Source organism: Phaeobacter sp. B1627 (assembly GCF_006265095.1).
Classification (GTDB): domain Bacteria; phylum Pseudomonadota; class Alphaproteobacteria; order Rhodobacterales; family Rhodobacteraceae; genus Epibacterium.
In genome coordinates this window covers 81,938-104,295 of sequence record NZ_VCNK01000025.1, presented here as the reverse complement: position 1 = coordinate 104,295, position 22,358 = coordinate 81,938, and the positions used below count along the sequence as shown (strand labels likewise).

21 protein-coding genes are annotated in these 22,358 nt (G+C 63.3%); 4 read left to right on the top strand and 17 right to left on the bottom strand.

All coding sequences use genetic code 11. The features are described from left to right. Window positions 1-36: 36 nt before the first annotated feature. Window positions 37-1,326 carry a nicotinate phosphoribosyltransferase gene (pncB, locus tag FGE21_RS14370; RefSeq protein WP_139663994.1) on the top strand — a complete coding sequence of 430 codons (1,290 nt, stop codon included), beginning with the start codon at window positions 37-39 and terminating at the stop codon, window positions 1,324-1,326. Between the two features lie 132 nt (window positions 1,327-1,458). Here pncB and FGE21_RS14365 read toward each other — a convergent pair whose 3' ends face one another. From FGE21_RS14365 to FGE21_RS14340, 6 genes are all read right to left on the bottom strand, one after another. Continuing rightward, entirely contained in the window at window positions 1,459-2,916 is a 1,458-nt protein-coding gene (locus tag FGE21_RS14365; RefSeq protein WP_139663993.1) for an aldehyde dehydrogenase family protein, read from the bottom strand. Then, on the bottom strand, window positions 2,909-3,382 hold the full coding sequence (locus FGE21_RS14360) for a GNAT family N-acetyltransferase (protein WP_139663992.1): 474 nt from the start codon (window positions 3,380-3,382) through the stop codon (window positions 2,909-2,911). The genes FGE21_RS14365 and FGE21_RS14360 overlap by 8 nt, the downstream gene beginning before the upstream one ends. Further along, complete coding sequence (locus FGE21_RS14355) at window positions 3,379-5,016, bottom strand: ABC transporter ATP-binding protein (RefSeq protein WP_139663991.1); 1,638 nt, start codon at window positions 5,014-5,016, stop codon at window positions 3,379-3,381. Before FGE21_RS14355 ends, FGE21_RS14360 begins: the two co-directional genes overlap by 4 nt. Beyond that, window positions 5,013-5,828 carry an ABC transporter permease gene (locus tag FGE21_RS14350; RefSeq protein ID WP_139663990.1) on the bottom strand — a complete coding sequence of 272 codons (816 nt, stop codon included), beginning with the start codon at window positions 5,826-5,828 and terminating at the stop codon, window positions 5,013-5,015. The genes FGE21_RS14355 and FGE21_RS14350 overlap by 4 nt, the downstream gene beginning before the upstream one ends. Continuing rightward, window positions 5,825-6,772 carry an ABC transporter permease gene (locus FGE21_RS14345; protein ID WP_139663989.1) on the bottom strand — a complete coding sequence of 316 codons (948 nt, stop codon included), beginning with the start codon at window positions 6,770-6,772 and terminating at the stop codon, window positions 5,825-5,827. Before FGE21_RS14345 ends, FGE21_RS14350 begins: the two co-directional genes overlap by 4 nt. A 240-nt stretch (window positions 6,773-7,012) precedes the next feature. Continuing rightward, complete coding sequence (locus tag FGE21_RS14340; protein WP_139663988.1) at window positions 7,013-8,491, bottom strand: ABC transporter substrate-binding protein; 1,479 nt, start codon at window positions 8,489-8,491, stop codon at window positions 7,013-7,015. A 233-nt stretch (window positions 8,492-8,724) separates the two neighbouring features. Here FGE21_RS14340 and panB point away from each other — a divergent pair, with 233 nt between their 5' ends. The 3 genes from panB (at window position 8,725) to glpK (ending at window position 12,031) form a co-directional block, all read left to right on the top strand. Then, window positions 8,725-9,558, top strand: coding sequence for a 3-methyl-2-oxobutanoate hydroxymethyltransferase (gene panB / locus FGE21_RS14335; RefSeq protein ID WP_139663987.1), 834 nt, complete (start codon window positions 8,725-8,727; stop codon window positions 9,556-9,558). Window positions 9,559-9,573: 15 nt separating this feature from the next. Beyond that, entirely contained in the window at window positions 9,574-10,416 is an 843-nt protein-coding gene (panC, locus tag FGE21_RS14330; RefSeq protein WP_139663986.1) for a pantoate--beta-alanine ligase, read from the top strand. 130 nt (window positions 10,417-10,546) lie between these two features. After that, a complete protein-coding gene (gene glpK / locus FGE21_RS14325) occupies window positions 10,547-12,031 on the top strand; it encodes a glycerol kinase GlpK (RefSeq protein ID WP_139663985.1) in 1,485 nt (494 codons plus the stop codon). A gap of 250 nt (window positions 12,032-12,281) precedes the next feature. On the opposite strand, the gene FGE21_RS14320 is transcribed toward glpK, so the two are convergent. The 11 genes from FGE21_RS14320 to FGE21_RS14270 all read right to left on the bottom strand — a co-directional run bounded on the left by FGE21_RS14320 (window position 12,282) and on the right by FGE21_RS14270 (window position 22,323). Then, a complete protein-coding gene (locus FGE21_RS14320) occupies window positions 12,282-13,538 on the bottom strand; it encodes a flavin-dependent oxidoreductase (RefSeq protein WP_139663984.1) in 1,257 nt (418 codons plus the stop codon). A gap of 59 nt (window positions 13,539-13,597) precedes the next feature. Then, window positions 13,598-14,152, bottom strand: a complete 555-nt coding sequence (gene idi, locus FGE21_RS14315) for an isopentenyl-diphosphate Delta-isomerase (RefSeq protein ID WP_139663983.1) — start codon at window positions 14,150-14,152, stop codon at window positions 13,598-13,600. 179 nt (window positions 14,153-14,331) lie between these two features. Beyond that, the gene (locus tag FGE21_RS14310; protein ID WP_139663982.1) at window positions 14,332-14,781 is read right to left on the bottom strand and encodes a cytochrome c family protein; all 450 of its coding nucleotides are present in this window, start codon (window positions 14,779-14,781) and stop codon (window positions 14,332-14,334) included. Between the two features lie 204 nt (window positions 14,782-14,985). After that, complete coding sequence (locus FGE21_RS14305; RefSeq protein WP_139663981.1) at window positions 14,986-16,005, bottom strand: P1 family peptidase; 1,020 nt, start codon at window positions 16,003-16,005, stop codon at window positions 14,986-14,988. Window positions 16,006-16,128: 123 nt separating this feature from the next. After that, window positions 16,129-16,875, bottom strand: coding sequence for an SDR family oxidoreductase (locus tag FGE21_RS14300; RefSeq protein ID WP_139663980.1), 747 nt, complete (start codon window positions 16,873-16,875; stop codon window positions 16,129-16,131). Between the two features lie 82 nt (window positions 16,876-16,957). After that, complete coding sequence (arfB, locus tag FGE21_RS14295) at window positions 16,958-17,377, bottom strand: alternative ribosome rescue aminoacyl-tRNA hydrolase ArfB (RefSeq protein ID WP_139663979.1); 420 nt, start codon at window positions 17,375-17,377, stop codon at window positions 16,958-16,960. A gap of 333 nt (window positions 17,378-17,710) precedes the next feature. Continuing rightward, window positions 17,711-18,343 carry a queuosine precursor transporter gene (locus tag FGE21_RS14290; RefSeq protein ID WP_139663978.1) on the bottom strand — a complete coding sequence of 211 codons (633 nt, stop codon included), beginning with the start codon at window positions 18,341-18,343 and terminating at the stop codon, window positions 17,711-17,713. Window positions 18,344-18,491: 148 nt separating this feature from the next. Beyond that, entirely contained in the window at window positions 18,492-19,427 is a 936-nt protein-coding gene (locus tag FGE21_RS14285; RefSeq protein WP_139663977.1) for an esterase-like activity of phytase family protein, read from the bottom strand. Further along, window positions 19,400-20,320: a penicillin-insensitive murein endopeptidase gene (gene mepA / locus FGE21_RS14280; protein WP_139663976.1), complete on the bottom strand. Its 921-nt coding sequence runs from the start codon at window positions 20,318-20,320 to the stop codon at window positions 19,400-19,402. Before mepA ends, FGE21_RS14285 begins: the two co-directional genes overlap by 28 nt. Further along, window positions 20,317-21,699: an MFS transporter gene (locus FGE21_RS14275; protein ID WP_139663975.1), complete on the bottom strand. Its 1,383-nt coding sequence runs from the start codon at window positions 21,697-21,699 to the stop codon at window positions 20,317-20,319. The genes mepA and FGE21_RS14275 overlap by 4 nt, the downstream gene beginning before the upstream one ends. A 45-nt stretch (window positions 21,700-21,744) precedes the next feature. Continuing rightward, entirely contained in the window at window positions 21,745-22,323 is a 579-nt protein-coding gene (locus tag FGE21_RS14270) for an acyl-CoA thioesterase (protein ID WP_139663974.1), read from the bottom strand. Window positions 22,324-22,358: the final 35 nt, after the last annotated feature.

Genomic DNA, 22,358 nt, shown 5'->3' with positions numbered 1-22,358 from the left:
CCTATCAATCCGTGAACAACCGGAAGGGGCCGACCTTTGGACATTGCAACCCGCGTCTACAATCACAAGTGGAAGATCGACCCCATCATCCGGTCCCTGATCGATACGGATTTCTACAAGCTGTTGATGTGCCAGTCGGTGTTTCGGAACAAGCCCGACACCCATGTGGTTTTTTCGCTGATCAACCGCTCGTCAGACGTGCCGCTGGCGCGGCTGATTGACGAGGGCGAACTGCGCGAACAGCTCGATCACATCCGGTCCCTGTCCCTCAGCCGGGGCGAGAGCACCTGGCTGCGCGGCAACACGTTTTACGGCAAGCGCCAGATGTTCCGCCCGGATTTCATGGAATGGTTCGAAGGGCTGCGTCTGCCGCCCTACCATCTGGAACGCAAGGGCGATCAGTACGAGCTGACATTCGAAGGGTCCTGGCCCGAGGTCATGCTGTGGGAGGTGCCGGCGCTGGCGGTGCTGATGGAGCTGCGGTCGCGGGCAGTTCTCAATGATATGGGGCGGTTTGAGCTGCAGGTTCTCTACGCCCGTGCCATGACGCGGGTCTGGGAAAAGATCGAGCGTTTGCGGGGCGTTGAAGGCCTCTCGATTGCGGACTTCGGCACCCGGAGACGACATAGTTTCCTCTGGCAGGACTGGTGCGCGCAGGCCATGCGCGAGGGCTTGGGCGGCTCGTTCACCGGCACCTCGAACTGTCTGATCGCGATGCGGCGAGAGCTGGAGGCGATCGGAACCAACGCGCATGAGCTGCCGATGGTCTATTCTGCCCTGGCCCGGGATGACGCTGCATTGGCGCAGGCGCCCTATGATGTGTTGTCGGACTGGCACGAGGAACACGAAGGCAATCTGCGCATCATTCTGCCGGACACCTACGGCACCCAGGGATTTCTGGATCGGGCGCCGGATTGGCTGGCGGGCTGGACCGGTGTGAGGATCGACAGTGGCGACCCGGCCTCGGCCGCAGAGATCGCGATCCGCTGGTGGCAGGATCGCGGCGAAGATCCGCGCGAAAAACGGGTGATTTTCTCTGATGGGCTGGATGTCGACAAGATTGCGGAGCTGCACCGCCAATTCGCGGGGCGGGTGAAGGCATCCTTCGGCTGGGGGACCTTGCTGACCAATGATTTCCGCGGGCTGGTGCCGGAGGACGGGCTGGCGCCCTTCTCCTTGGTGTGCAAGGCCGTGTCCGCGAATGGGCAGCCGACGGTGAAACTGTCGGATAACCCGGAAAAGGCGATGGGTCCCGCAGAAGAAATCGCACGCTACAAACGGGTGTTCGGTGTCGGCGCGCAGGACAGTATGGAGGTGATCGTCTGACGGTCACGCGGCCAGGTCCTGGCCTGAGAGGTCCGCCCCCTCCGCCGAGCCGCGCCGCTCAGGTAGGACCACACCGGTGGCTCAAAGCCTTCCTTGGGCGTCCTTCCGGTGGGGATCCGGCGGGAGACCGGATCAGCCGTGTTGAGCGGCCACCGTCTTGAGCTGGGAAAATCCATAGAGGGCGTCAAAGCCCTTCTCCCGTCCGTGGCCTGATTTTCCAACACCGCCAAACGGCAGCTCGACGCCGCCGCCCGCCCCATATGTGTTGAGGAAAACCTGTCCCGCTTTCAGGCGCTTGGCCAGACGGAACTGGCGGGCTCCGTCCCGGGTCCAGAGGGCGGCCACGAGGCCAAAGTCGGTGGAATTGGCGATTCTGACCGCGTCCTCTTCGGTGTCGAAGGGGATCAGGACCTGGACCGGGCCGAAAATCTCCTGCTGCGCCAGAACATGATCTGCGGGGACATCGGCAAACAGGGTCGGGCGCACATAGGCACCTGCCGGGGGGGCATGCTCCACGATCCGGCCTTGACCGGCGATGACCAGATCGTCGCCCTGGGCCAGAAACTGTTCGACAATATCGCGCTGACGGGCCGAAATCAGGGGACCCAGCCGCAGGTCCTCGGCGGCCGGGCCGACGGTGAGTTCGCTATAGGCATCGGCCATGCGGGCTTTGACCTCGGCGTAGACGGGGCGCTGCACCAGAATGCGGGAGGCCGCCGAACAGGTCTGGCCTCCGTTCTGGATCCCCGCATTCACCAAAAAAGGCAGCGCGGCATCCAGATCAGCATCGGCAAACACGAGCTGGGGGGATTTTCCGCCCAGTTCCAGCGTGACCGGCACCACATTTCCTGCGGCGGCGGCCTGGACCGCGGCACCGGTCGCCACAGAGCCGGTGAAGGAGATATGCTGGACGCCGGGATGTCCCGAAAGAGCGGCCCCGGCCTCTGCTCCGATGCCGGGCACCACGTTCAGCGCGCCGGGCGGCAGGCCCGCCTGTTCGGCGAGATGGGCAAAAGCCAGTGCCGTGAGGCAGGCTTCTTCGGCGGGTTTCAAAACGCAGGAATTGCCCATCGCGAGGGCCGCGCCCACGGAGCGTCCGATGATCTGCATCGGGTAGTTCCACGGCACGATATGGCCCGTGACGCCGAAGGGTTCGCGCAGGGTATAGACCGTGTAGCCGTTCATATAGGGGATGGTCTCCCCCATTACCTTGTCCGCAGCGCCGCCGTAGAATTCGCAATAGCGCGCCAGTGCGACCGCATCCGCGCGGGCCTGCGAGAGCGGTTTGCCGACATCCATGACCTCCAGCGCGGTGAGCGCGGCCACATTGTCAGACACGATCTGCCCGAGCCGGGACAGGATGCGTCCCCGTTCGGTGGCGCTCATCTTCCCCCATTCCCCGTCTTGGGCGGCCTGTGCGGCTGCAACGGCGGCGTCAATGTCTTCGGCCTCGCCGCGGGCGATCCGGCAGATTTCCGCGCCGTCCGAGGGGTTCACAAGCGGCAGCGTCCGGCCCCGGGTCGCGGGTTGCCATACGCCACCAATGAAACACAGACTGGGGTCAAACCAGAGGGGGGCGGAGTCAGCCATGGTGCGGTCCTTCGATCTCAAACGTGAAGCTTTTGATTTGCTGGTCGGTGAACGGGGCGCCTTCGCGCAGGCCGCTCACGTTGGGCAGCAGGCTGAGACATGTCCCCCAGAAGGCTGCGGCCATCCGGGAGTGGCGCGAGATACCCATGCGCCAAAAGCCGGGAAACTCGTTCAGAATCAGGGCTGCTGCCGCGGTTCCCAGCCCGCGTCGGCGGTAATTGGGCAGGATCATGAATTCAGACAACTCCCGCCGGTCGTCCGGCAGGTTCAGCACAATGGCAAAGCCGGTGCGGAGGTCCCCCGCGTGGATCCAGAAAGCAGTGACGTCCTTGCGGTTCAGCATCTGTTCGGCCCGCTGCAGCGGGTCAATATCCGCATTGGGGGAGACGTCGGCAAAATAGGGGGCCAGCAGGCTGGAGAGACGCCCCCGCTCGCGCGGGAGGATCAGCGAGAGCGAGACGCTCATACCGGGGTCTCGGTCGCCAGATCAGGGCTCGCTTCGGTGGGGGCGTAGCTTGGCAGTTGCGGTGCGGCCGCCAGCAGTGTCCGCGTATAGGCGTGTTGCGGGGTGCTGAACACCTGTTCGGCGGGGCCCGCTTCGACGATTTCGCCGTTCTGCATCACCATGACCCTGTCGCATATGCTGCGCACCACGTTCAGATCGTGACTGATGAACAAATAGGTCAGACCATAGGCGCGGCACAGATCCGCGATCAGATCCAGGATACGGGCGCGGACCGAAACATCCAGCGCCGAGACGGCCTCGTCGAAAATGATCAGCTCGGGCCGGGTGATCAGGGCCCGGGCAATGGCAATGCGCTGCCGCTGCCCGCCCGAGAACTGATGAATGTATTTGTCTGCATCCGACGCCTTGAGGCCGACATCCTCAAGCACCTGTGAAACCACATCTTCCCGCTGTCGGCCGCGCGGGCCCCCGTCCGTCAGCTGGTCTGCGAGGTGAAAGGGTTCGGTGATCAGCCGCCTGACCCGGTGACGGGGATTGAAACTGCCGAAGGGATCCTGAAACACCACCTGCATAGCGCGCCGTTCAGCTGGTGTGCGCCGGGGGCTGAGGGGCTGACCGTTCAGCAGGATTTCCCCGCTCTGCAGCAGTTCCAGCCCGAGAATGGCCCGTGTCAGGGTCGATTTTCCGCAGCCTGATTCACCCACGAGACCGAGGCGTTCCCCCCGGTGCAGGGTAAAACTCAGGTTTTTCACCGCGCGGAATGTCCCGGGGCGGCCAAAGATTCCCTTGCGGGCGGTGGGGTAGTCACGCACCGCGCCCCGGATCTCCAGCAGCGGTGCGGGTGATGCGGGCGCGGCAGGCAGGTCGACCACATGGGCCGAGGCCTCAAACAGCATGCGCGTATAGGGGTGCCGCTGATGGGTCAGTACATTCCGGGTCGGGCCGCGCTCCACCACTTCGCCCTGACGCATCACCACGAGGCGATCCGCAAGCCCTGCAACAACCGCGAGGTCATGGGTGATGATCATCAACCCCATGCCATATTCGCGGACGAGGTCCTTCAGCAGATCGAGGATCTGCGCCTGGGTCGTTACATCCAGCGCGGTGGTCGGTTCATCGGCAATCAGCAGTTTCGGACGCAGGGCAATGGCCATTGCAATCACCACCCGCTGACGTTGGCCGCCCGAGAGTTCATGCGGATAGCGCTCCGGCGGGAAGCGGTCCGGGGGCAGGCCGACGCGGGTCAGAACGCGGGCGGCTTCGGCGTCGGCCTCGGCACGGGACAGGGTTTCGTGGATGAGGATTGTCTCTGCCACCTGCGCGCCGATGGTCATGACCGGGTTCAGCGCGGTCATCGGTTCCTGAAACACCATGCCGATGTCGCGCCCGCGCCGGTGGCACATGTCCTGTTCACTGAGGGTGCAGATGTCGGTGCCGTCAAGGTAGATGGCACCCTTGCTCACCGCCGCCTGCGGCAGCAGGCGCATCACCGCAAGGGCGGTCATCGACTTGCCGGAGCCGCTCTCGCCGGTCACGGCCAGGATTTCACCGGCGGCGATCGACAGGGTCACGTCCCGCAGGATCGGCAAGGCTCCGATCGACAGCGACAGGCCGGAGATATCCAGAAGGCTCATGAGCGGCCCTCCAGCAGACGGGGGTCGAACCGGTCGCGCAGCCCGTCGCCGAGGAGGTTGAGCCCGACGACAGTCACGATGATGGCCAGACCCGGAACGATGGCCAGGTGTGGTGCCAGGCTGACCATTGTCTGCGCCTCTGCCAGCATGCGGCCCCAGCTTGGCGTTGGCGGCTGCGCGCCGAGACCGACGTAGGACAGGCCTGCTTCGGCCAGAATACCCAGCGAGAACTGGATGGTGCCCTGGACAATCAACAGGTTGGCAATGTTGGGCAGGATGTGTTCCGCCGAAATCCGCGCCCGTGTCTTGCCGGCAACGCGGGCGGCAAGGATGAACTCCCGCGCCCAGAGACTGAGGCTGCCGCCCCGCGCCACCCGGGCAAAGACCGGGATGTTGAAGATGCCGATGGCCACGATGGCATTGGCGGCGCCCGGCCCGAAGACGGCGGTGATGAGGATCGCGATCACCAGCGAGGGGAAGGCAAAGACCAGATCGTTGCCGCGCATGATGAGCTCATCCAGCCAGGAGCCCCGGGTGGCGGCGGCGGCCAGACCGAGCGGGACACCCAGCCCCATGCCGATGCCGACGGCCAGCAGCGCCACCGCAAGCGAGGTGCGCGCGCCGACCATGATCATGGACAGGATATCCCGGCCGAAATGATCGGTGCCCAGCCAATGGACGGCATTCGGAGGCTGCAGTTTGTTCGGGATGTCCATGAGCGTATGGTCATACGGCGTCCAGACGAAGGAAGATATCGCCAGAAACAGCATGATGGCGCTGAGGGCGCCGCCTAGGATCAGACTACGGTTCACGCTGCCCTCCGCAAGCGCGGGTCGACCACCGCATAGGTGAGATCGACGATGAAATTCACCAGGATCACCGCAAAGACCAGAAGCATGACGACGCTTTCGACCACGATCAGATCCCGGGCGGAGATGGCCTGAAACACCAGCCGTCCAAGGCCCGGCAGGTAGAATACCTGTTCGATTATGATGGCCCCCGCGAGCAGAAAGGAAAACTGCAACCCGATGATCGTCAGCACGGGGATCAATGCGTTGCGTACCCCGTGTCGGCGGATGGCCTGCCCTTGGGTCAGGCCCTTGGCGCGGGCGGAGCGCATGAAATCCTCGCCCAGGACCTCAAGCAGGGAGGAGCGCATGACGCGGGCCAGAATGGCCGCCTGCGGCAGGGCCAGCGCGATGGCGGGCAGGGTCAGCGCATGCAACCCCGCCCAGATCCCCTTGTCCCAGCCGACAAACCCTCCGGCGGAAAACCAGCGCAGGTTGATCGCGAACACGAGCACCAGCAGCATTGCAAACCAGAAATTGGGCACCGCCATCCCGAACTGCGTGGCCCCCATCACCGCCATATCGCCGGCCTTGCCCCGGCGCGATGCGGCATAGACCCCTGCAGGGAGGGCAATCAGCGTCGACAGGATCAGCGCATATATCGCCAGCGGCAACGAGACCCAGAGCCGTTCGCCCACCATTTTTGCCACCGGGGTTCTATATGTATAGGAGGTTCCGAAATCGCCGGTCAGCATGCCACTGACCCAGGTCAGATAGCGGCTGACTTTGCCCTGATCCAACCCCAGCTCGTGGCGCAGGGCGGCCACCGTGTCTTCCTGTGCGCCGGTGCCGAGCATGAAAGAGGCGGGATCACCCGGGGCGACTTCGATCACGGCAAAAATCACCATCGAAGCGATGGCGAGGCTCAGCAGGAGAGAGAGCAGACGTCTGGTGAGATAGTGCAGCATTGGCGGCACGTTAGGCGGCGAGACCTCTGCGGTCCAGAGGGAGCTTCACAAAACCGCTTTGCAATACCGGAGGTCCGGCGCTTTGGCGCTATTGCGCGTGCTTTTTGCCCATGAGGTGCCTGCGGGATCGGGGCATCTCGCGTGGATGCGCATCACATGGATCTGCAGCGGGCAGAAAGATCCGCCCGCCTGTTTCTCTTTGTCGCGCCGTGTTCCTTCGTGTCCTTCTGGCGCGGCGGATCACTCCGCCCAGCTGAGGGCGCCGATCTCGATCGCAGCGGTGGGCGCGTTCACCCACAGTCCCTGAAGATCGGCTTTGGCGATGCCGATTTTGGCAAGCTGGAACAGGTAGCCATTGACGTAATCATCGGCGATCACCCTCTGGGCGTCCTGCAGCATCTCGGTCCGCTTGTCCGGGTCGGTGGTTGCGTTCAGACGGTTCATCAACCCCTGCAGGTCGGGGTTGTCATACTGAAAGTAGTAGCCGGGACGCGCGTAGATACCGATATCCATCGGCTCTGTGTGGCTGACAATCGTGAGCCCGTAGGTTTTGCCCTTGAACACCGTCTCCAGCCATTGAGCCCATTCAACATTGATGATCTCGGCCGTAATTCCGACCTGCGCCAGCTGTGCGGCAATGATCTCTCCACCGCGGCGGGCATAGGAGGGAGGCGGCAGATGCAGGGTGGTGGTGAACCCGTTCGCCATCCCCGCCTCGGCCAGAAGGGCGCGGGCCTTGTCCGGGTCAAAATCAGAGTGACCGGTCAGATCCACATAGGCGGGGTTATGCGGCGCAAAATGGGTGCCGATCGGGGTGCCATAGCCGAACATGGCGCCGTCAATGATCGCCTGCCGGTCGATCGCATGGGCCAGCGCCTCGCGGACCTTGGGATTGTCAAAGGGCGGTTGGGCATTGTTGGTGGACAGGATTGTCTCGCCCTCGGTCGAGCCGACAAGCACCTGAAAGCGCGGGTCAGCTTCGAACTGGACGACGTTCTCCGGCGCCGGGAAGTTGTCGAAGGCGTCGATATCCTCGGCCATCATTGCGGCGAAGGCGGCGGTGGGGTCGGAAATGAACTTGATCGTTGCGGCCGAAAGGGCCGGAGCCGCGCCCCAGTAGTCGGGGTTGCGGGTCATTTCGACCCGATCCCCCTGCACCCATTCCGCGAACCGGTAGGGGCCGGTGCCGGTTGGCGCGGTCTTCAGCGTCGCGGCGGTCTCGGGCGCGACGATGACCGCATCCCCCCAGGCGAGGTTGAACAACAGGTTGCCGTTTGGCTCGGTCAGGGTGACAACAACGGTCTGCGGGCCCGCAACCGAAACATCGGAAATGGCGGAGAACAGGGCCTTCTGGGCGTTGGTGCTGTCGTCGGCCCGTGCCCGGTCGAGCGAGAATTTCACGTCTTCGGCGTCAAATGTGCTGCCGTCGTGAAAGGTCACGCCATCCTGCAGAGTGAAGGTGTAGGTCAGACCATCTGCAGAGATGTCCCAGGATTTCGCCAGCAGCGGCACCACGGCCCCCTCGGGCGTGAACCGGGTCAGGCCTTCGAATATGTTGAAATGCACCACTGCATCAATCGCCTGAGCGGCGCCAGCCGTGGGGTCCAGATGGGGTGGCTCAAGGCTGGTCGCATAGATCACGCTGTCCTTGCTCCAGGCGGCGCCGGTCATCAGGGTCAGGGCGGAAATCGCCGCCACAACAGGAATTTTGAAGTTCATCGTCTCAGGTCCTCCACTGGCGCCGGGCGTGCGACTTGCGGCCCGACGGGATCATGACGCCCACGTCTGCGGGGCGATTGCGGGCAGCGTCGGTCTTTTTCGTCACGTAATCAAGCTTTGCTGCACTGCCGCACGGCTGGTATGCGGGCGTGTCTGTTGATAAAGACACGCAACTTTGCCCGCGGCCGCACTGCGTCTGGCCGCAGCGACCGGTCCAGCCAGGGAGCCGACACATGAGCGCCACCGCCCGCAAAACCGCCCTCACCGCCGGGGATATCCGTGCCTTGAAAGGCCAGCGTCCCATCGTGAGCCTGACTGCATATACCACGCCGATGGCGCGATTGATGGACCCGCATTGCGATTTCGTCCTGGTCGGGGACAGTGTCGGCATGGTGCTGCACGGTCTGCCGTCAACGCTGGGGGTGACCCTGGACATGATGGTGCTGCACGGGGCCGCTGTCGCGCGTGGGCTGTCCAAAGCGATGATGGTCATCGACATGCCCTTCGGAACCTACGAGGAAAGCCCCGCGCAGGCGTTCAGCAATGCCGCGCGCCTGATGGCGGAGACCGGCGCTGCCGCCGTCAAGCTGGAGGGCGGGGTGGAGATGGCCGAGACCATTCGCTTTCTTGTGGGACGCGGCATTCCGGTGATGGCGCATGTCGGTTTGACGCCGCAATCGGTGCACGCGCTGGGCGGATACAAGGTGCAGGGCCGCAACGAAGCCGCAGCCCCGCTGATCGCCGACGCGCGCGCGGTCTCGGAGGCGGGTGCCTTTGCCGTGGTTCTGGAGAAAGTGCCCGCGACGCTTGCTGATCAGGTGACGGAAATTGTGCCGATCCCGACAATCGGCATCGGAGCCTCTGCGGGCTGTGATGGGCAGGTGCTGGTGGTCGATGACATGCTGGGCTTCTTTACGGCGTTCAAACCGAAATTCGTAAAACGCTACGCGGATCTCGGCGCAGCGGCGGAGGCGGCGATCGCGGACTACGCCGCCGAGGTCCGCGCGCGGCAGTTTCCCGCGCCCGAGCACACCTTTGCCGACACGCTACCACCCAAGGCCGACTGAAGGGAGCTTCACCACATGACGACGCCAATCCTGCGCCATCTGGATGATTTGCGAGCCCTGCGCCGGACCTGGACCCGCGCGGGGGAGACCCTCGGCCTGGTGCCGACGATGGGGGCGCTGCATTCGGGTCACCTGTCACTGGTCGAGGCTGCCAAAGCCGCCTGTGACCGGGTGATCGTGACGATCTTTGTGAACCCGAAGCAGTTCAACAATCCGGACGATCTGGCCAAATATCCGCGCACTGAGCAGGAGGATGCGGAGAAACTTGCCCCCTATGGGGTCGATGCGATCTATGTGCCGGATCCGGACCAGATCTACCCGCCGGGATTTGCGACGACCGTCAGTCTGGCGGGGCTGACGGATGTGATGGACGGCCCCAATCGCCCCGGTCATTTCGAAGGTGTCGCCACGGTGGTCGCCAAGCTGTTCCTGCAATCCGGTGCGGAGGCGGCGTTCTTCGGCGAGAAGGATTACCAGCAGTTGATGGTGGTCAAACGGATGGCGCGCGATCTGGACATTCCGATCGAGGTGGTCGGCTGCCCGACGGTGCGGGATGCATCTGGTCTGGCGCTGTCGTCACGCAATGCGCGCCTGTCACCGGCGGGGGTGACGGTCGCGGGGCACCTCAATCCGCTGATGGAGGCGGCGGCGACCCGGCTGCGTGCGGGCGAGGCCTGGGGCCCCCTGCAGGCGGAGCTCGGTGCTGCACTGACCGAGCTGGGGTTTTCGGAGGTCGAGTATATCGATTTGCGCCGCTCGGATGATCTTTCTGCGCTGTCTGCGCTCACCGCTCCGGCGCGGATGTTCGTGGCGGCCTGGCTCGATGGGGTCCGACTGATCGACAATATCGCGGTCTGAGCGGACTCCCCTGCGGCCTCTCCGAAGCCTCTGGCCGATCAGAACAATACTCTGGTCTGGACTCAGGTCTGGCCGCGCTCGTAAATTTATGTCTACTCTCCGCCCCAACGGAAGATTTGGAGGCGAGCCGATGACATATATTCTTGCGATTGATCAGGGGACGACCTCGACCCGCGCAATTCTGTTTGATGCCGATATGAAGGTCGCAGCGGTCGCGCAGGAGGAGTTTCCCCAGCACTATCCGCAAGCCGGATGGGTCGAACATGATCCCGAGGATCTGTGGTCCACAACGGTTTCCACCTGTCGAAAGGTGCTGGCGGACAAAGGTGTCACCGCGTCTGAGATCGCGGGCATCGGCATCACCAACCAGCGCGAAACCACGGTTGTCTGGGAAAAATCGACCGGGAAGGCGATCCATAATGCCATCGTCTGGCAGGATCGCCGTACCGCGCAGATTTGCGAGTCCCTGCGCGACGAGGGGCAGGAGGAGATGGTGCGCGAGACCACCGGCCTGCTGCTTGACCCGTATTTCTCCGGCACCAAAGTGAAGTGGATTCTGGAGAGTGTCGAGGGGGCCCGCGGGCAGGCTCAGGCCGGTGAGTTGCTGTTCGGCACCGTCGACAGTTTCCTGATCTGGCGGCTGACCGGCGGCGCCGCACATGTGACCGATGCGACCAATGCGGCGCGTACCCTGATGTACGACATCCGCGCCGGGGAATGGAGTGCCGAGATCTGCGAGATGCTTGGGGTGCCGCAATCGATGTTGCCTGAGGTGCGCGATTGTGCTGCTGATTTCGGGGTCACGACGGATGAAGTGCTCGGCGGGGCTGTGCCGATCCTGGGTGTCGCGGGCGACCAGCAGGCGGCGACGGTGGGGCAGACATGTTTCCAGCCGGGTATGATGAAATCCACCTATGGGACGGGGTGCTTCGCGCTGCTGAATACCGGGGCTACGCCGGTTTTGTCGAAAAACCGCATGCTGACGACGGTCGCCTATCAGCTGGACGGGGTGCCGACCTATGCGCTGGAGGGGTCGATCTTCATCGCGGGTGCTGCGGTGCAATGGCTGCGTGATGGTCTTGGGATCATAGGAAAGGCCAGCGAGTCCGGTGTGTTGGCGGACAAGGCGGATCCTGCTCAGGATGTGATTTTGGTGCCCGCCTTTACCGGCCTTGGCGCCCCCTACTGGGAGCCTGAATGTCGCGGCGGCATGTTTGGCCTCACCCGGAACTCCGGTCCGGCAGAATTTGCCCGGGCGGCCTTGCAGAGCGTCGCCTATCAGACCCGCGATCTCTGGGAGGCAATGCGGGCGGATTGGGACGGCGACAGCCATGTCACCCTGCGGGTGGATGGCGGCATGAGTGCCAGCGACTGGGCGATGCAGAGCCTGGCAGACATTCTGGGCGCCGAAGTGGATCGGCCGGTGATGCAGGAAACCACCGCGCTGGGTGCAGCCTGGCTGGCGGGGATGAAGGCGGGTGTCTATCCTGATCAGGCGGGGTTTGCCGCCACCTGGGCGCTGGACCGGGAGTTCAAGCCAATGCTGGAAGAGGCACGGCGGGACGCCGCCTATGCCCGTTGGAAACGTGCGGTGCAGGCGGTGATCGGGGTCTGACGACCGGCCATGATCGAGCGCCCGGTGGCCAAGGGGGGCGCCCGGACAGAGCTCCGGAACGACCTGTGGCGTGAACTGCGGAGCGAGTTGGACGCCAAACGCGACGGGAGGAGCGCTCCCGCCCGGCGCGTTTGCATTGAAATGCAATCGCGCCCGTTGGGCCGGGCGCCGCTGGCGCGGCGGGGACGGCCATCAACGGGTCCGGAAACAGGGCCGGAGATGGGACCGGGGGTCGCATGGGGGAAAGGTATCAGCGCAGGCGCATTCCCTCCGCAATCGTGGGGGGCTGGGCATTCAGCTCTTCGATGGAGAAGCCGGAGATCGCCTTGTATTTCGCCGCATGGGCGGCAAGCTCAGCCCTTGGGATGACGCTGTCGATCTCCTCGAAATCGCCGCCGCAGAGGGTTTCCACCTGTTGCAGCACGGCGTCCGGTCCATTGCCGGAGCGGTTCGCAAAGCCGATGCGGGTCGCCGCCGGGCGCATGTCGCCTTCGTAGGCGTCCAGCGCGGCTTTGGTGATCCCATGTTCGAGCAATCGCGCGCCGATGACGCGGGCGTCGAGGATCGCCTGGCTCGCACCGTTGGAGCCAATCGGGTAGGTCGGATGCGCCGCATCCCCCATCAACGAGCAGCGTCCGAAGGTCCATTGAGGCAGGGGGTCGCGGTCGACCATCGGATATTCGAAGATGCGTCCGGCGCCGCGGATCAGGGCGGGCACGTCGATCCAGTCGAAACGCCACTCGGAAAAATCCCCGATAAAACGCTCAACCTCGACCGCCCGGTTCCAATCCTCGCGCTGGAAGTCGCTGTCGGGATCGAAACGCTTTTCGGCGATCCAGTTGAGGGTCGCGATGCCCTGTTCGTCCGCTGCGGAAATCGGATAGGACACAAACCGCAAGGAGTCGTGGCCAATCATCATCATGGCGCCCTCGCCGCGGACCAAGGGCGCCCGGGTGGTTGCGCGCCACAGGATGCGGCCATCCCAGATCGGCGGGCCTTCCTGGGGAAAGAACTGCGCGCGCAGGGCGGAGTGAATGCCATCGGCGGCGAGCAGAAGAGTGCCTGTCTCCTGACGCCCCCCTTCAAGGTGCAGGATGGCCCGGTTCCCGGCCTCTTCGCAACCGGTGGCGCGGGCATCCGTCTCAATCACATCCGCACCGGCGCGCGCGATCAGGGTCTCGTAGAGCAGCATCTGCAACGCGCCCCGATGAACGGAGAACTGCGGCCAGGCATAGCCTGCAGCCATACCGCGCGGCTCCTCCCAGATGGTATGGCCGAGTTTGGAATAGAAGCCGAGACTGCGGGTGCGCACGCCGATGGCGTCCAGATCTGCCTCCAGCCCAAGATCGAACAGCTCTCGCACCGCGTTGGGCTGCAGGTTGATGCCCACGCCCATGGGCTTCAGCGTTTGCGTGGCCTCAAAGACACGAAACGGGACCCCGATCTGATGCAACGTCAACCCGAGGGTGAGGCCCGCGATGCCGCCGCCTGCAATCAATACTGTCATGATGTCTGTCCTCCCGCGCGGTATCAAATCATGCTCTGCGCAGGAAAGGCAAGCGTGGCTCAGCCGTCTGCGGCCGCAATCAGATCCAGGTCAAAAATGACATCCGCATGATCGGCCAGGTAGATCTTCAGCCAGGGGGTGAAGCGATCCGGATCGCGGGCGACATCCGCCAGCAGCTCCTGATAGTCCACCCAGCGGGTCTCCATCACTTCATCAGGGTTCGGCGACAGATCCAGCGGGCTGTGCATCTCGGCGAGATAGACATCGACCACCTCATGCTCGGTCAGCCCGTTGCCCACATCGGCGCGATATTCCAGCGTGTGACGGTATTGCGGTTGCAGACCGGTGAGGCCGAGCTCTTCCTGCAGCCGTCGCAGGGCGCAGAGGTCAGAGGCCTCCTGCCACATCGGGTGGGTGCAACAGGTGTTCGCCCAGAGGCCGGGTGTGTGGTATTTTCCCATTGCACGCCGTTGCAGCAGGATCTCGCGACCGCGCAGCACGAAAACAGAGACCGCCTTGTGTCGCAGGCCCTCTCTGTGGGCGTGCAACTTGTCCACGGGAGTCAGCTCCCCATTGACCCAGGCGGGGATCAGAGTGGCGAGACGGTCTGGCATGACGATCCTGTTTGCATGTCGGGCACCCTTCAGAGTGGCTCAAGGCGGCGCGGAAATGCGGTCATCTAGGGCAAAACAGGGCGGAACTCAAGTCCACGGACAATGCAGCATGCACGCCGCGATCATGACAGCGCGGCGTGCATGGGATAGAGGCGGGCCGTCAGCCCGTGCGGCAGGGGCTAGTCGGTGGCGGTCTCTTCGTCGTCTTCGCGCTCTTGGGTTGCGCCGAATTGAGAGAGATAGGCGTAGACGTCTGCTCCTCCCTGTTTCAGGCGAAAGGACATTTTGGACTTGGCGCTGCTGTCGTCGAGATAGGTTTTCAGGAACCCGCGCGGGTCCTCAAGGTAGGCGACAAACTGTGCTTCGCTCCAGTGCAGACCGGCCTCGCCTGCGGCAATGAGGTCGTTCCCGTAGCGAAATCCCTCAGCCGTGCCGGCGATGCGCCCGGTGATGCCAAAAAGGTTGGGGCCGGTTTTGCCGCCCTTGACGATGGTTTCGCCCGCGTCAGAGACGATCTGGTGGCAGGACTTGCACTTGTTGAAGGCTTTTTCGCCATCGGCGGCGTCACCTTCTGCCAGAGCGGGGCTCGCAAGGCAGGCGAGCACTGCGGCAGCTGAAAAACGGGTCATGAAACTGGCTCCTGTATGGTCTTGTGGCTGGTTTCAGCTTCGGAGTTATCCCGAAGCGAAGTCAACGCGACATAACAGACAGCTGGCCTGCGCAATATCGGATATCGATTGCAGACCCTGCCAAAAGACTTGCAGATCCGGCAGTCCAGCAGGGCAGGCAGCCGGGCGGAATAGGAAGTCTGGTGAAACCGGACGTCTGGCGGATCAGGAAGTCCAGCAGGGCAGGATATCGCCTTCGGCGGGACGGGCGGCGAAAACGGCACGGGCAATGGCCCGCGCAAGGCAGAGCGATGCTGCGTGGCACAGGCCCAGCATCTCGGATGCCGGATCCGCAAGCGGTCGGGCACCGGTGGCGGCGGTGAACACAAGATCGCCATCGTGCGGCCCATGCGAGGGGACGATGGCCCGGGCCATACCGTCATGAGCGGCGGTCGCCATGCGCTGCGCCTCGGCCTTGGTGAGGATCGCATCAGTTGCGACGATTGCGATGGTGGTATTGGATCCCTCTGACGAAATCTGTTGCCCGGCGAGGTCTGCCATGGCGGCGAGCTTGCGACTGCGCAGGCTGCGGCCCAGCCCGGCGGCGGGGTCAGGGCCCAGCCCCCCGAACTCTCCGTCGATTTCAAAGGGGGCGGCCCAGAAATGTCGTTCGCCGGGTGTAGTGACGGAGCCGATCGGATTGGCCACCACCAGCGCGCCGACAGTGTGGCCGCTGTCCAGCACCAGAGATGCGGAGCCAAGTCCGCCCTTTTGCATGCCGGTCAGGGCGCCGGTGCCCGCGCCGGTGGAGCCAAGGGCAAAGGTCTCGGAGGCAGCATCCAGTGCTGCGCGTCCGAGCGCCGGATAGGGGTTTTCCTGCCAGTCCTTGTTGCCGCCGTTCAGGAGGTCGAAGATGATCGCTCCGGGGACGATCGGCACGATGGCCGGCCCGAGGCGAAAGCCGCGCCCCATGGCACGCAGTCCCGCCACAACGCCGGAACAGGCGTCAAGCCCATAGGCGGAGCCTCCGGACAGCACCAATGCATCCACCGCCTGTACCGTTTTGTCCGGCGCGAGAAGGTCGGTTTCCCGGGTGCCGGGGGCACCGCCCATGATGTGAACCGCCGCCGTGAAGGGGTGATCGGCCGTGAGGACCGTGGTGCCTGATTTGAGCCCGGCATCGGCAGCGTTTCCCACCCGCAGGCCAGTGACGTCGGTGATCAGGTTCCTGGGGCCAGGCTTCATGAGGGCAATCCTTTTAGGGCGCGGGTGCTGGTTGTCCGGTGCTGGTTGTCCGGCGGTGCGGCCCGTGCCGGGCCGCGCAGGGTCAGCGCTGGCGCGCCGTTTGGCATTCTGTGGCGGCTGTCGTCAGATGCAACGCCCGCCATCGATCTCCATGCAGACGCCGGTGACCATGCTGGCCTCGTCCGAACAGAGATACAGCGCTGCGTTGCCCATGTCCTCAGGAGTCGAGAAGCGGCCGATCGGAATGGTTGACAGGAATTTTGCCCGCATCTCCGGTGTGTCCTCACCCATGAAGGATTTCAACAGGGGGGTATCGCCTGCCACCGGGTTGAGCGCATTGACGCGCACGCCCGAGGGAGCGAGCTCCACGGCCATGGTTCGGGTGGCGGTGATCATCCAGCCCTTGGAGGCATTGTACCAGTTGAGGTTCGGGCGCGGCGAGACCCCGGCGGTGGAGGCGACGTTCAGGATGGCACCTGTTCCGCGGTGTTTCATATGGGGCACAAAGGCTTGGGCGGTGAGGTAGACCGATTTCATATTGACGTTCACAACGCGGTCAAAATCATCTTCGGAGACCTGATCCAGCGGCGTCGGCAGGTGGGTGACGCCTGCGTTATTGACCAGGATATCGACGTGGCAGAAACGCGAAAACGCGGCGTCTGCCATCTCCTGCACCGAGGCGCGGTTGCTGACATCGACGGTCTGTGCATGGGCTGCGTCTCCGGCGGACTGTGCCAGATCCGCGGCGGCCGGGCCGTTGATATCCGCAATCATCACATGGGCCCCTTCGCGCAGAAAGGCCTCGACGATGCCTTTGCCGAAACCCGATGCCCCGCCCGTCACAATGGCCGTTTTTCCGCTGAGCCGCATTGCATGTCCTCTCTTTCAAATCGTCTTTTGCGGGAGGATGACGCGGGGATGCGTCCGGTGCAAGGGGCCTGCAGTCGGCAGATTATTCCCCGTCGACGCGGCCGCGTAGGGATTTGACACTGGCGCGTGTTTTTTTCGCCTTGATGCGGCGTTCGACACTGCCACGGGTGGGTTTGGTGGCAATGCGGCGTTTCGGTTTGACCAATGCCTGCCGGATCAGATCGGCCAGCCGTTCCCGGATGATTTCGCGGTTGCGGACCTGCGAGCGGGTTTCATCACATTGCAGGATGACCGCGCCGTCCTTGGTCCAGCGGCGACCGGCGATTCGGCGCAGGCGGGTCTTTACCGGGCCGGGCAAATGCGGGGACCGTTCTGCCTCGAACCGCAGCTCGACGGCGGAGGAGACCTTGTTGACGTTCTGCCCGCCGGGCCCGGACGCGCGCATGAAGCTCTCGGTCAGTTCCCAGTCCTGAAGGGTTATATCATCGCTAATCTGCAGCATGAGGCGGACAATAGGGCGTTGTTGCCACAGGGCAAAGCCAGAACCGCAGACGGGATCGATCTATTGACCCCGCCTCGGGACAGGAAAAGGGCCGCCCCGATCTGGAACGGCCCTTCCGAAGGTCTGTTGAGAACAAAGGCAGGTGAGGGCTTTACAACCCGGCCGGTGCGGCCTCTGCCAACGAGGGCTGCCTCAGGGGTGGGCTGCTCCGGTTGTTGCTGCGCCTTGTTCCAATACCTTTCTTGACACTGGATCACCTCCTTTGCTCATTGTTTCCGATAGTCCTGAGACTGGCACGGATGCGAAGGATCACCAAATGAAATTCACGCGAAATCAGGCTGTGGTGGCCTGATTGCCGGTGAGACGGGCAACGATGAGGCGGAATGGAACCAGGGCGACCAGCGCCAGCGAGAGTTTCACGCCCCAGTCGGCCACGGCCAGTGACACCCAAAGCGGGGCTATCGGACCAGATCCCAGAAGCGGCAGCATTTCGCCTGCCCAGGAGACATCATTGCCCGGTTCCAGCGCGGTCAGGGCGCCGGAGAAGGCGACCGTAAAGAAGATGGCGGTGTCCAGCGTGGAGCCGACCAATGTCGAGGCCAGTGGTGCGCGCCACCATTTGCCGCCACGCAGGGCGGAGAAGATTGCCACGTCTGACAGTTGTGCAACGAGGAACGCCACGCCGGAGCCGATGGCAATGCGCAGGGTCACAAGGGGGCCGAATTCGCCCATGATCTGAGTGCCGACAAGCGAGCAGATCACGCCAACGGCAAAGCCTGCCAGAACGACGCGGCGGGCGGCGGTTGCCCCGTAGACGCGGTTCATGACATCGGTGACGAGGAAGGCGACCGGGTAGGTGAAGGCCCCCCAAGTGAGCCAGTTGCCGAAGAGAAACTGAACCAGGATATTGGAGGCCACAACGACGGCGGCCATGGCAAGAATGCCAGGAAGATAAGTGCGGGTCATATTTGGATCCGTTTTTTAGACAAGGTCGCGGAGACTTGTGCACCCGTGATCGGGCGCAAATGATCGTTGCGTCTAGTGGCCCACTGGTAAAATTGCAAGTGATTCGCCATCTGGCGGGGCTCTGTCACTCTGTCACTCTGTCACTCTGTCACTCTGGCAGGCGGTATTCCGTGATTTCCGTCCTCTGTATCCAGAGGAAGTTGTCGTCCGATATCATCGTGGCCCGGAGGGCACCTGCTGCATCCCGCCAGATACTCACGCCTTCAAGATTGTCATGCTGTGCGAGCGCTGTGTTCAGCAGAATATCACCCCCGGTCAGGCCATCACCAGAGAGAGAAAAGCGTCGGAGGCGCGTCCGAAACCCGACAGAGACGAATTTCCGTTCCAGCACATACAGAAATCCATCCGGTCCGAAATCAGCGCCCACCGGTAAAAACCCGTCATGTTCGGGGTAGGCGCCCAATGCTTCCCACCCGGTTGTGTCCCGCCAGACCCAGACTTGCGATACATCTGGCTGCGAGGAAGGCTTTTCCGCGATCAGGAGCAATTGTTCCGCTCCGTTCACTGCCGGGTTCACCGCCAGGGATTCAAATGATTTGTTGAACCGGAACGTGTTGAAACCGGCGGGACGCGGGAGTTCGCGCGTGCCGTTTTCCGTATATTCCACCACCCGGTTAGGATTTTCAAACGAGACATAGCGGGTCCCGTTTGCTGCAATTGCCAGGCCTTCGCTGTCTTCCTTGCGGCCGCGGATCTCCTGGGTGTCGTGGTCTGCGAGCCGCTCATCCCGCGTGATTTGAATGTCGTGGATGGTATCACCCCGGCGCAGGAATATGCCTTCGACGATATGAGCCCGGTCGGTGATCGCAGTGAAGCCGGTGCCGTCCTCAGTGACTTCGATGCCGGAGAAACCGCCAAACCATGGCGCGGATATACTCCATCTGTAGCTGCCGATGAAGTCCGCGGTGTTTGTCGCTGCTCTGCTGACGTTCCAGACTGCCGTCGCGGCCCAAGGCACGGCGTAGAACATCAACAATGCCGCAATGGCGAGCGAAATCAGTCGGAAGAGAGGACGGCTGCGCATTGCTGAGGAAGATCCGTGAGTGTGTAGTCCCGGCGGGGTTTCGGCTTTGGCGCATTCGGATCGACGGGTTTCGGTGGCGGCGGATCAAGGATGTCGGCCACCCACTGGCGCGCATCTGCGCAGCCGTCTCCAGGTGGGGGAGGCGCCTGTTCAACGCAGCCTCGCGCCCCGCGCGGGCAGTTCAGCCGGACGTGGAAATGGTAGTGGTGCCCCCACCAGGGCCGGATCTTGCGCAGATAGCTGCGATCACCGGTTTCTGTCTCGCACATTTTGACCTTGGCGCCGGGGAAAACAAAGATCCGCGCCACGCGGGGATCTTCGGCAGCAGCCTTGAGTAGGGCGTGGTGCTGGGCGCTCCAGTTGCTGTTGACATAGGCCCCGTTGGCGCGCCGTAGCGAAATCGATGAAATATTCTCCCGCTCCTGTCGGCTGAGATCAAGCCGCTCGGGCGGCAGCATCCAGATGTCGGCATCCAGCCCGATCTGGTGACTGCGGTGGCCTGACAACATCGGCCCGCCTCTGGGTTGACTGATGTCGCCCACATAAAGGCCCTGCCAGCCGGGCATGCGGGCGGCGGAGCGGCTCAGGTCACGGATAAAGTCGATGGTTTCCGGGTGTCCCCAATTGCGATTCCGGCTGAGGCGCATGGCCTGCCAGGTCGGACCTGTCTCCGGCAGTTGCGCGGCACCGGCGACACATCCCTTGGCGTAGGATCCGAAAGGCGCCGGGCGCTGGGCAGAGGCGCTCCGCTTGACCCCGAACAGCTGTTTCGCGGGAACCGAAGACGCGGCTTTATTCGCAAAGGCCGCAGGGGTCGTCCGCTGGCTGTCCTGCGCAGGAGCACAGGCCGCAAGAAGCAGTGCCGCGAGGGTGATATGTCGCATGAACCTCAATCCTGATCTCCTTCGCCATCCACCCATGCCAATAAAAGCAGACCCAGGGCAAAGAGTGCAATCACCGGTGTGATCCCGAGGCGTGCATTTCCCGTCACTGTTGTCATCAAGCCAATCAGCGCAGGCGCGAGAAAGGCGGTGGCGCGTCCGGAAAGCCCATAAAGACCAAAGGCTTCGGTCTCAGTTTCCGGCGAGGTATGACGCACCATCAAGGTGCGGCTGGTGGCCTGCAGGATTCCGCCGAACCCTCCAATCAGCACGCCGCAGGCAAAGAAGATCTGGTCCGGCAGGCCGGAGCCCGGTGCAAAAGCGATCCCGAAGATCTGAACCCGGGACATGCTGACCACAATCAGACAGACGAAACTGAGCACCAGAATCGCCGCGATGATCACCGGTTTGGGACCCAGCCGCCGATCCAGCAGCCCGCCGACCCAGCTGAAGGCCGCCGCCGAAATCGCCGCGATGATGCCGAAGATGCCGATCTGGGTGATCGACCAGTCCAGTATCAATCCGGCATAGACGCCGCCAAAACCATAAAGACCGTTCAGCGCATCGCGGTACAGCATGGAAGAGACAAGGTAGTTTGCCATGCTTTTGCGATGTGCCAGCCCTTTGACCGAGGCGACGACCATGGCGATCGCCTGCCGCAGGTTTGCGCCGCCGCGTTTGGTGGTTCGCGGCTCGCGCACCCACAGGAAATAGGGCACCATGAAAACCGCAAACCAAATCGCCACAAAGGGCCCGACGGCGCGGGTGCCTTGCTTTTGGCTGGCGTCCAGCCCCAGCAGCGGATCAAGGCCGATCAATGTCTTGCCGCTCTCCTGTTCGACAAACAGCAAAAGCATGATGAACAGCGAGATGACGCCGCCGAGGTATCCGAAGGCAAAGCCGGAGCCCGAGACCTGCCCCAGCTCTTCCTTGGTGCCGAGGGAGGGCAGTTGTGCATTGACAAAAACCAGCGCGAACTCCGCCCCGATAAAGCCGATGCCAAAGCTGATCAACATCCACCACAGATTGCTGCCGCCTGGATCCATGAACCAAAGCCCCGCAGAACCCAGCACGTAGGCGATTGAAAATCCGACGATCCAGGGCAGCTTGCGGCCGGCAAGGTCCGCCAGAGCTCCGAGGAAGGGCGCCGAGAGACCGATGATCAGGCCGGTGATCGTGAGGCAGAGCGACCAGCTCGATTGGGCCTGTGCGCGGGCGGCCTCTGCGTCGAGGCCGGTGCCGAGGAAATACTGCGTTGCGGTTGCTGCAAAGAAGGGGCCGAACACGAAGGTGACCAGCAAGGTGTGATACGGCTGGCTGGCCCAATCGAAAAACCACCATCCCCAGATGCGTTTGCGCAGGGACCTGTGTGCCGTGCTGAGTTCCGCCATGTCTGCCCCCGGGACCATTCTGATCAGGCCAAGGTATGGCAGGCGTCAGGAGGCGCTGGCAAGCGTTACATCCTCCGGGCTTTGGGGTGCTTCGTGCATCGGCGGCCAGGGGCGTTTGTCCTCTGCCGCGCACCAGGCGAGGACCCAGTCCGGCAACTTTGGACTGTCTATTTTGGCGCCCCAGGCCTGGATCACGCGGACGGGCGGCACGATGCCTGCGCTGTCGGTCACGACCGTCCGCAACAGGGCGTGATTGGCACATTCGCCATTCGCCTTCCACATGCCCTGTTCGACATAGATAAACCGGTCGTCCCAGCCGATGGCGCGGCTTTTCATCTCGAAGGTTTCAAACGCCTTGATGCGGCGGCGGTAGCGAATGGAGGTGCCCGCGACGGCCACTGCCCATTTTTCACGCTTCAATACAGTGGCGAGGCCCGTGCGCAGGGTCAGCATGGTGCGCCCGATATCGTAGAGCGTCAGCGTGCGGCCGTTGTTCAGTTCCATCCAGATGTCGATGTCCCAGGGCCAGCAGCGATGGCGGGACACATGGGTATCGAGCGGCGCCAGAGGCGATTGGCGGCTGGCGAGGGCTGCGTCTTTCAGCAGGCGGACAATCGGGTACATCTGAACGCTCCGGTTTACTTGTCTCCTAGATGCCA

What these genes read in the sequence shown, in the direction of transcription:
- FGE21_RS14285 (WP_139663977.1), bottom strand. Translation starts at nt 19,427, where the DNA reads ATGCGCAGCCGTCCTCTCTTCCGACTGATTTCGCTCGCCATTGCGGCA.
- panB (WP_139663987.1), top strand. Translation starts at nt 8,725, where the DNA reads ATGAGCGCCACCGCCCGCAAAACCGCCCTCACCGCCGGGGATATCCGT.
- FGE21_RS14320 (WP_139663984.1), bottom strand. Translation starts at nt 13,538, where the DNA reads ATGACAGTATTGATTGCAGGCGGCGGCATCGCGGGCCTCACCCTCGGG.
- FGE21_RS14290 (WP_139663978.1), bottom strand. Translation starts at nt 18,343, where the DNA reads ATGACCCGCACTTATCTTCCTGGCATTCTTGCCATGGCCGCCGTCGTT.
- FGE21_RS14300 (WP_139663980.1), bottom strand. Translation starts at nt 16,875, where the DNA reads ATGCGGCTCAGCGGAAAAACGGCCATTGTGACGGGCGGGGCATCGGGT.
- FGE21_RS14275 (WP_139663975.1), bottom strand. Translation starts at nt 21,699, where the DNA reads ATGGCGGAACTCAGCACGGCACACAGGTCCCTGCGCAAACGCATCTGG.
- idi (WP_139663983.1), bottom strand. Translation starts at nt 14,152, where the DNA reads ATGCCAGACCGTCTCGCCACTCTGATCCCCGCCTGGGTCAATGGGGAG.
- FGE21_RS14365 (WP_139663993.1), bottom strand. Translation starts at nt 2,916, where the DNA reads ATGGCTGACTCCGCCCCCCTCTGGTTTGACCCCAGTCTGTGTTTCATT.
- glpK (WP_139663985.1), top strand. Translation starts at nt 10,547, where the DNA reads ATGACATATATTCTTGCGATTGATCAGGGGACGACCTCGACCCGCGCA.
- FGE21_RS14345 (WP_139663989.1), bottom strand. Translation starts at nt 6,772, where the DNA reads ATGCTGCACTATCTCACCAGACGTCTGCTCTCTCTCCTGCTGAGCCTC.
- FGE21_RS14270 (WP_139663974.1), bottom strand. Translation starts at nt 22,323, where the DNA reads ATGTACCCGATTGTCCGCCTGCTGAAAGACGCAGCCCTCGCCAGCCGC.
- FGE21_RS14355 (WP_139663991.1), bottom strand. Translation starts at nt 5,016, where the DNA reads ATGAGCCTTCTGGATATCTCCGGCCTGTCGCTGTCGATCGGAGCCTTG.
- FGE21_RS14310 (WP_139663982.1), bottom strand. Translation starts at nt 14,781, where the DNA reads ATGACCCGTTTTTCAGCTGCCGCAGTGCTCGCCTGCCTTGCGAGCCCC.
- panC (WP_139663986.1), top strand. Translation starts at nt 9,574, where the DNA reads ATGACGACGCCAATCCTGCGCCATCTGGATGATTTGCGAGCCCTGCGC.
- FGE21_RS14340 (WP_139663988.1), bottom strand. Translation starts at nt 8,491, where the DNA reads ATGAACTTCAAAATTCCTGTTGTGGCGGCGATTTCCGCCCTGACCCTG.
- arfB (WP_139663979.1), bottom strand. Translation starts at nt 17,377, where the DNA reads ATGCTGCAGATTAGCGATGATATAACCCTTCAGGACTGGGAACTGACC.
- FGE21_RS14305 (WP_139663981.1), bottom strand. Translation starts at nt 16,005, where the DNA reads ATGAAGCCTGGCCCCAGGAACCTGATCACCGACGTCACTGGCCTGCGG.
- FGE21_RS14360 (WP_139663992.1), bottom strand. Translation starts at nt 3,382, where the DNA reads ATGAGCGTCTCGCTCTCGCTGATCCTCCCGCGCGAGCGGGGGCGTCTC.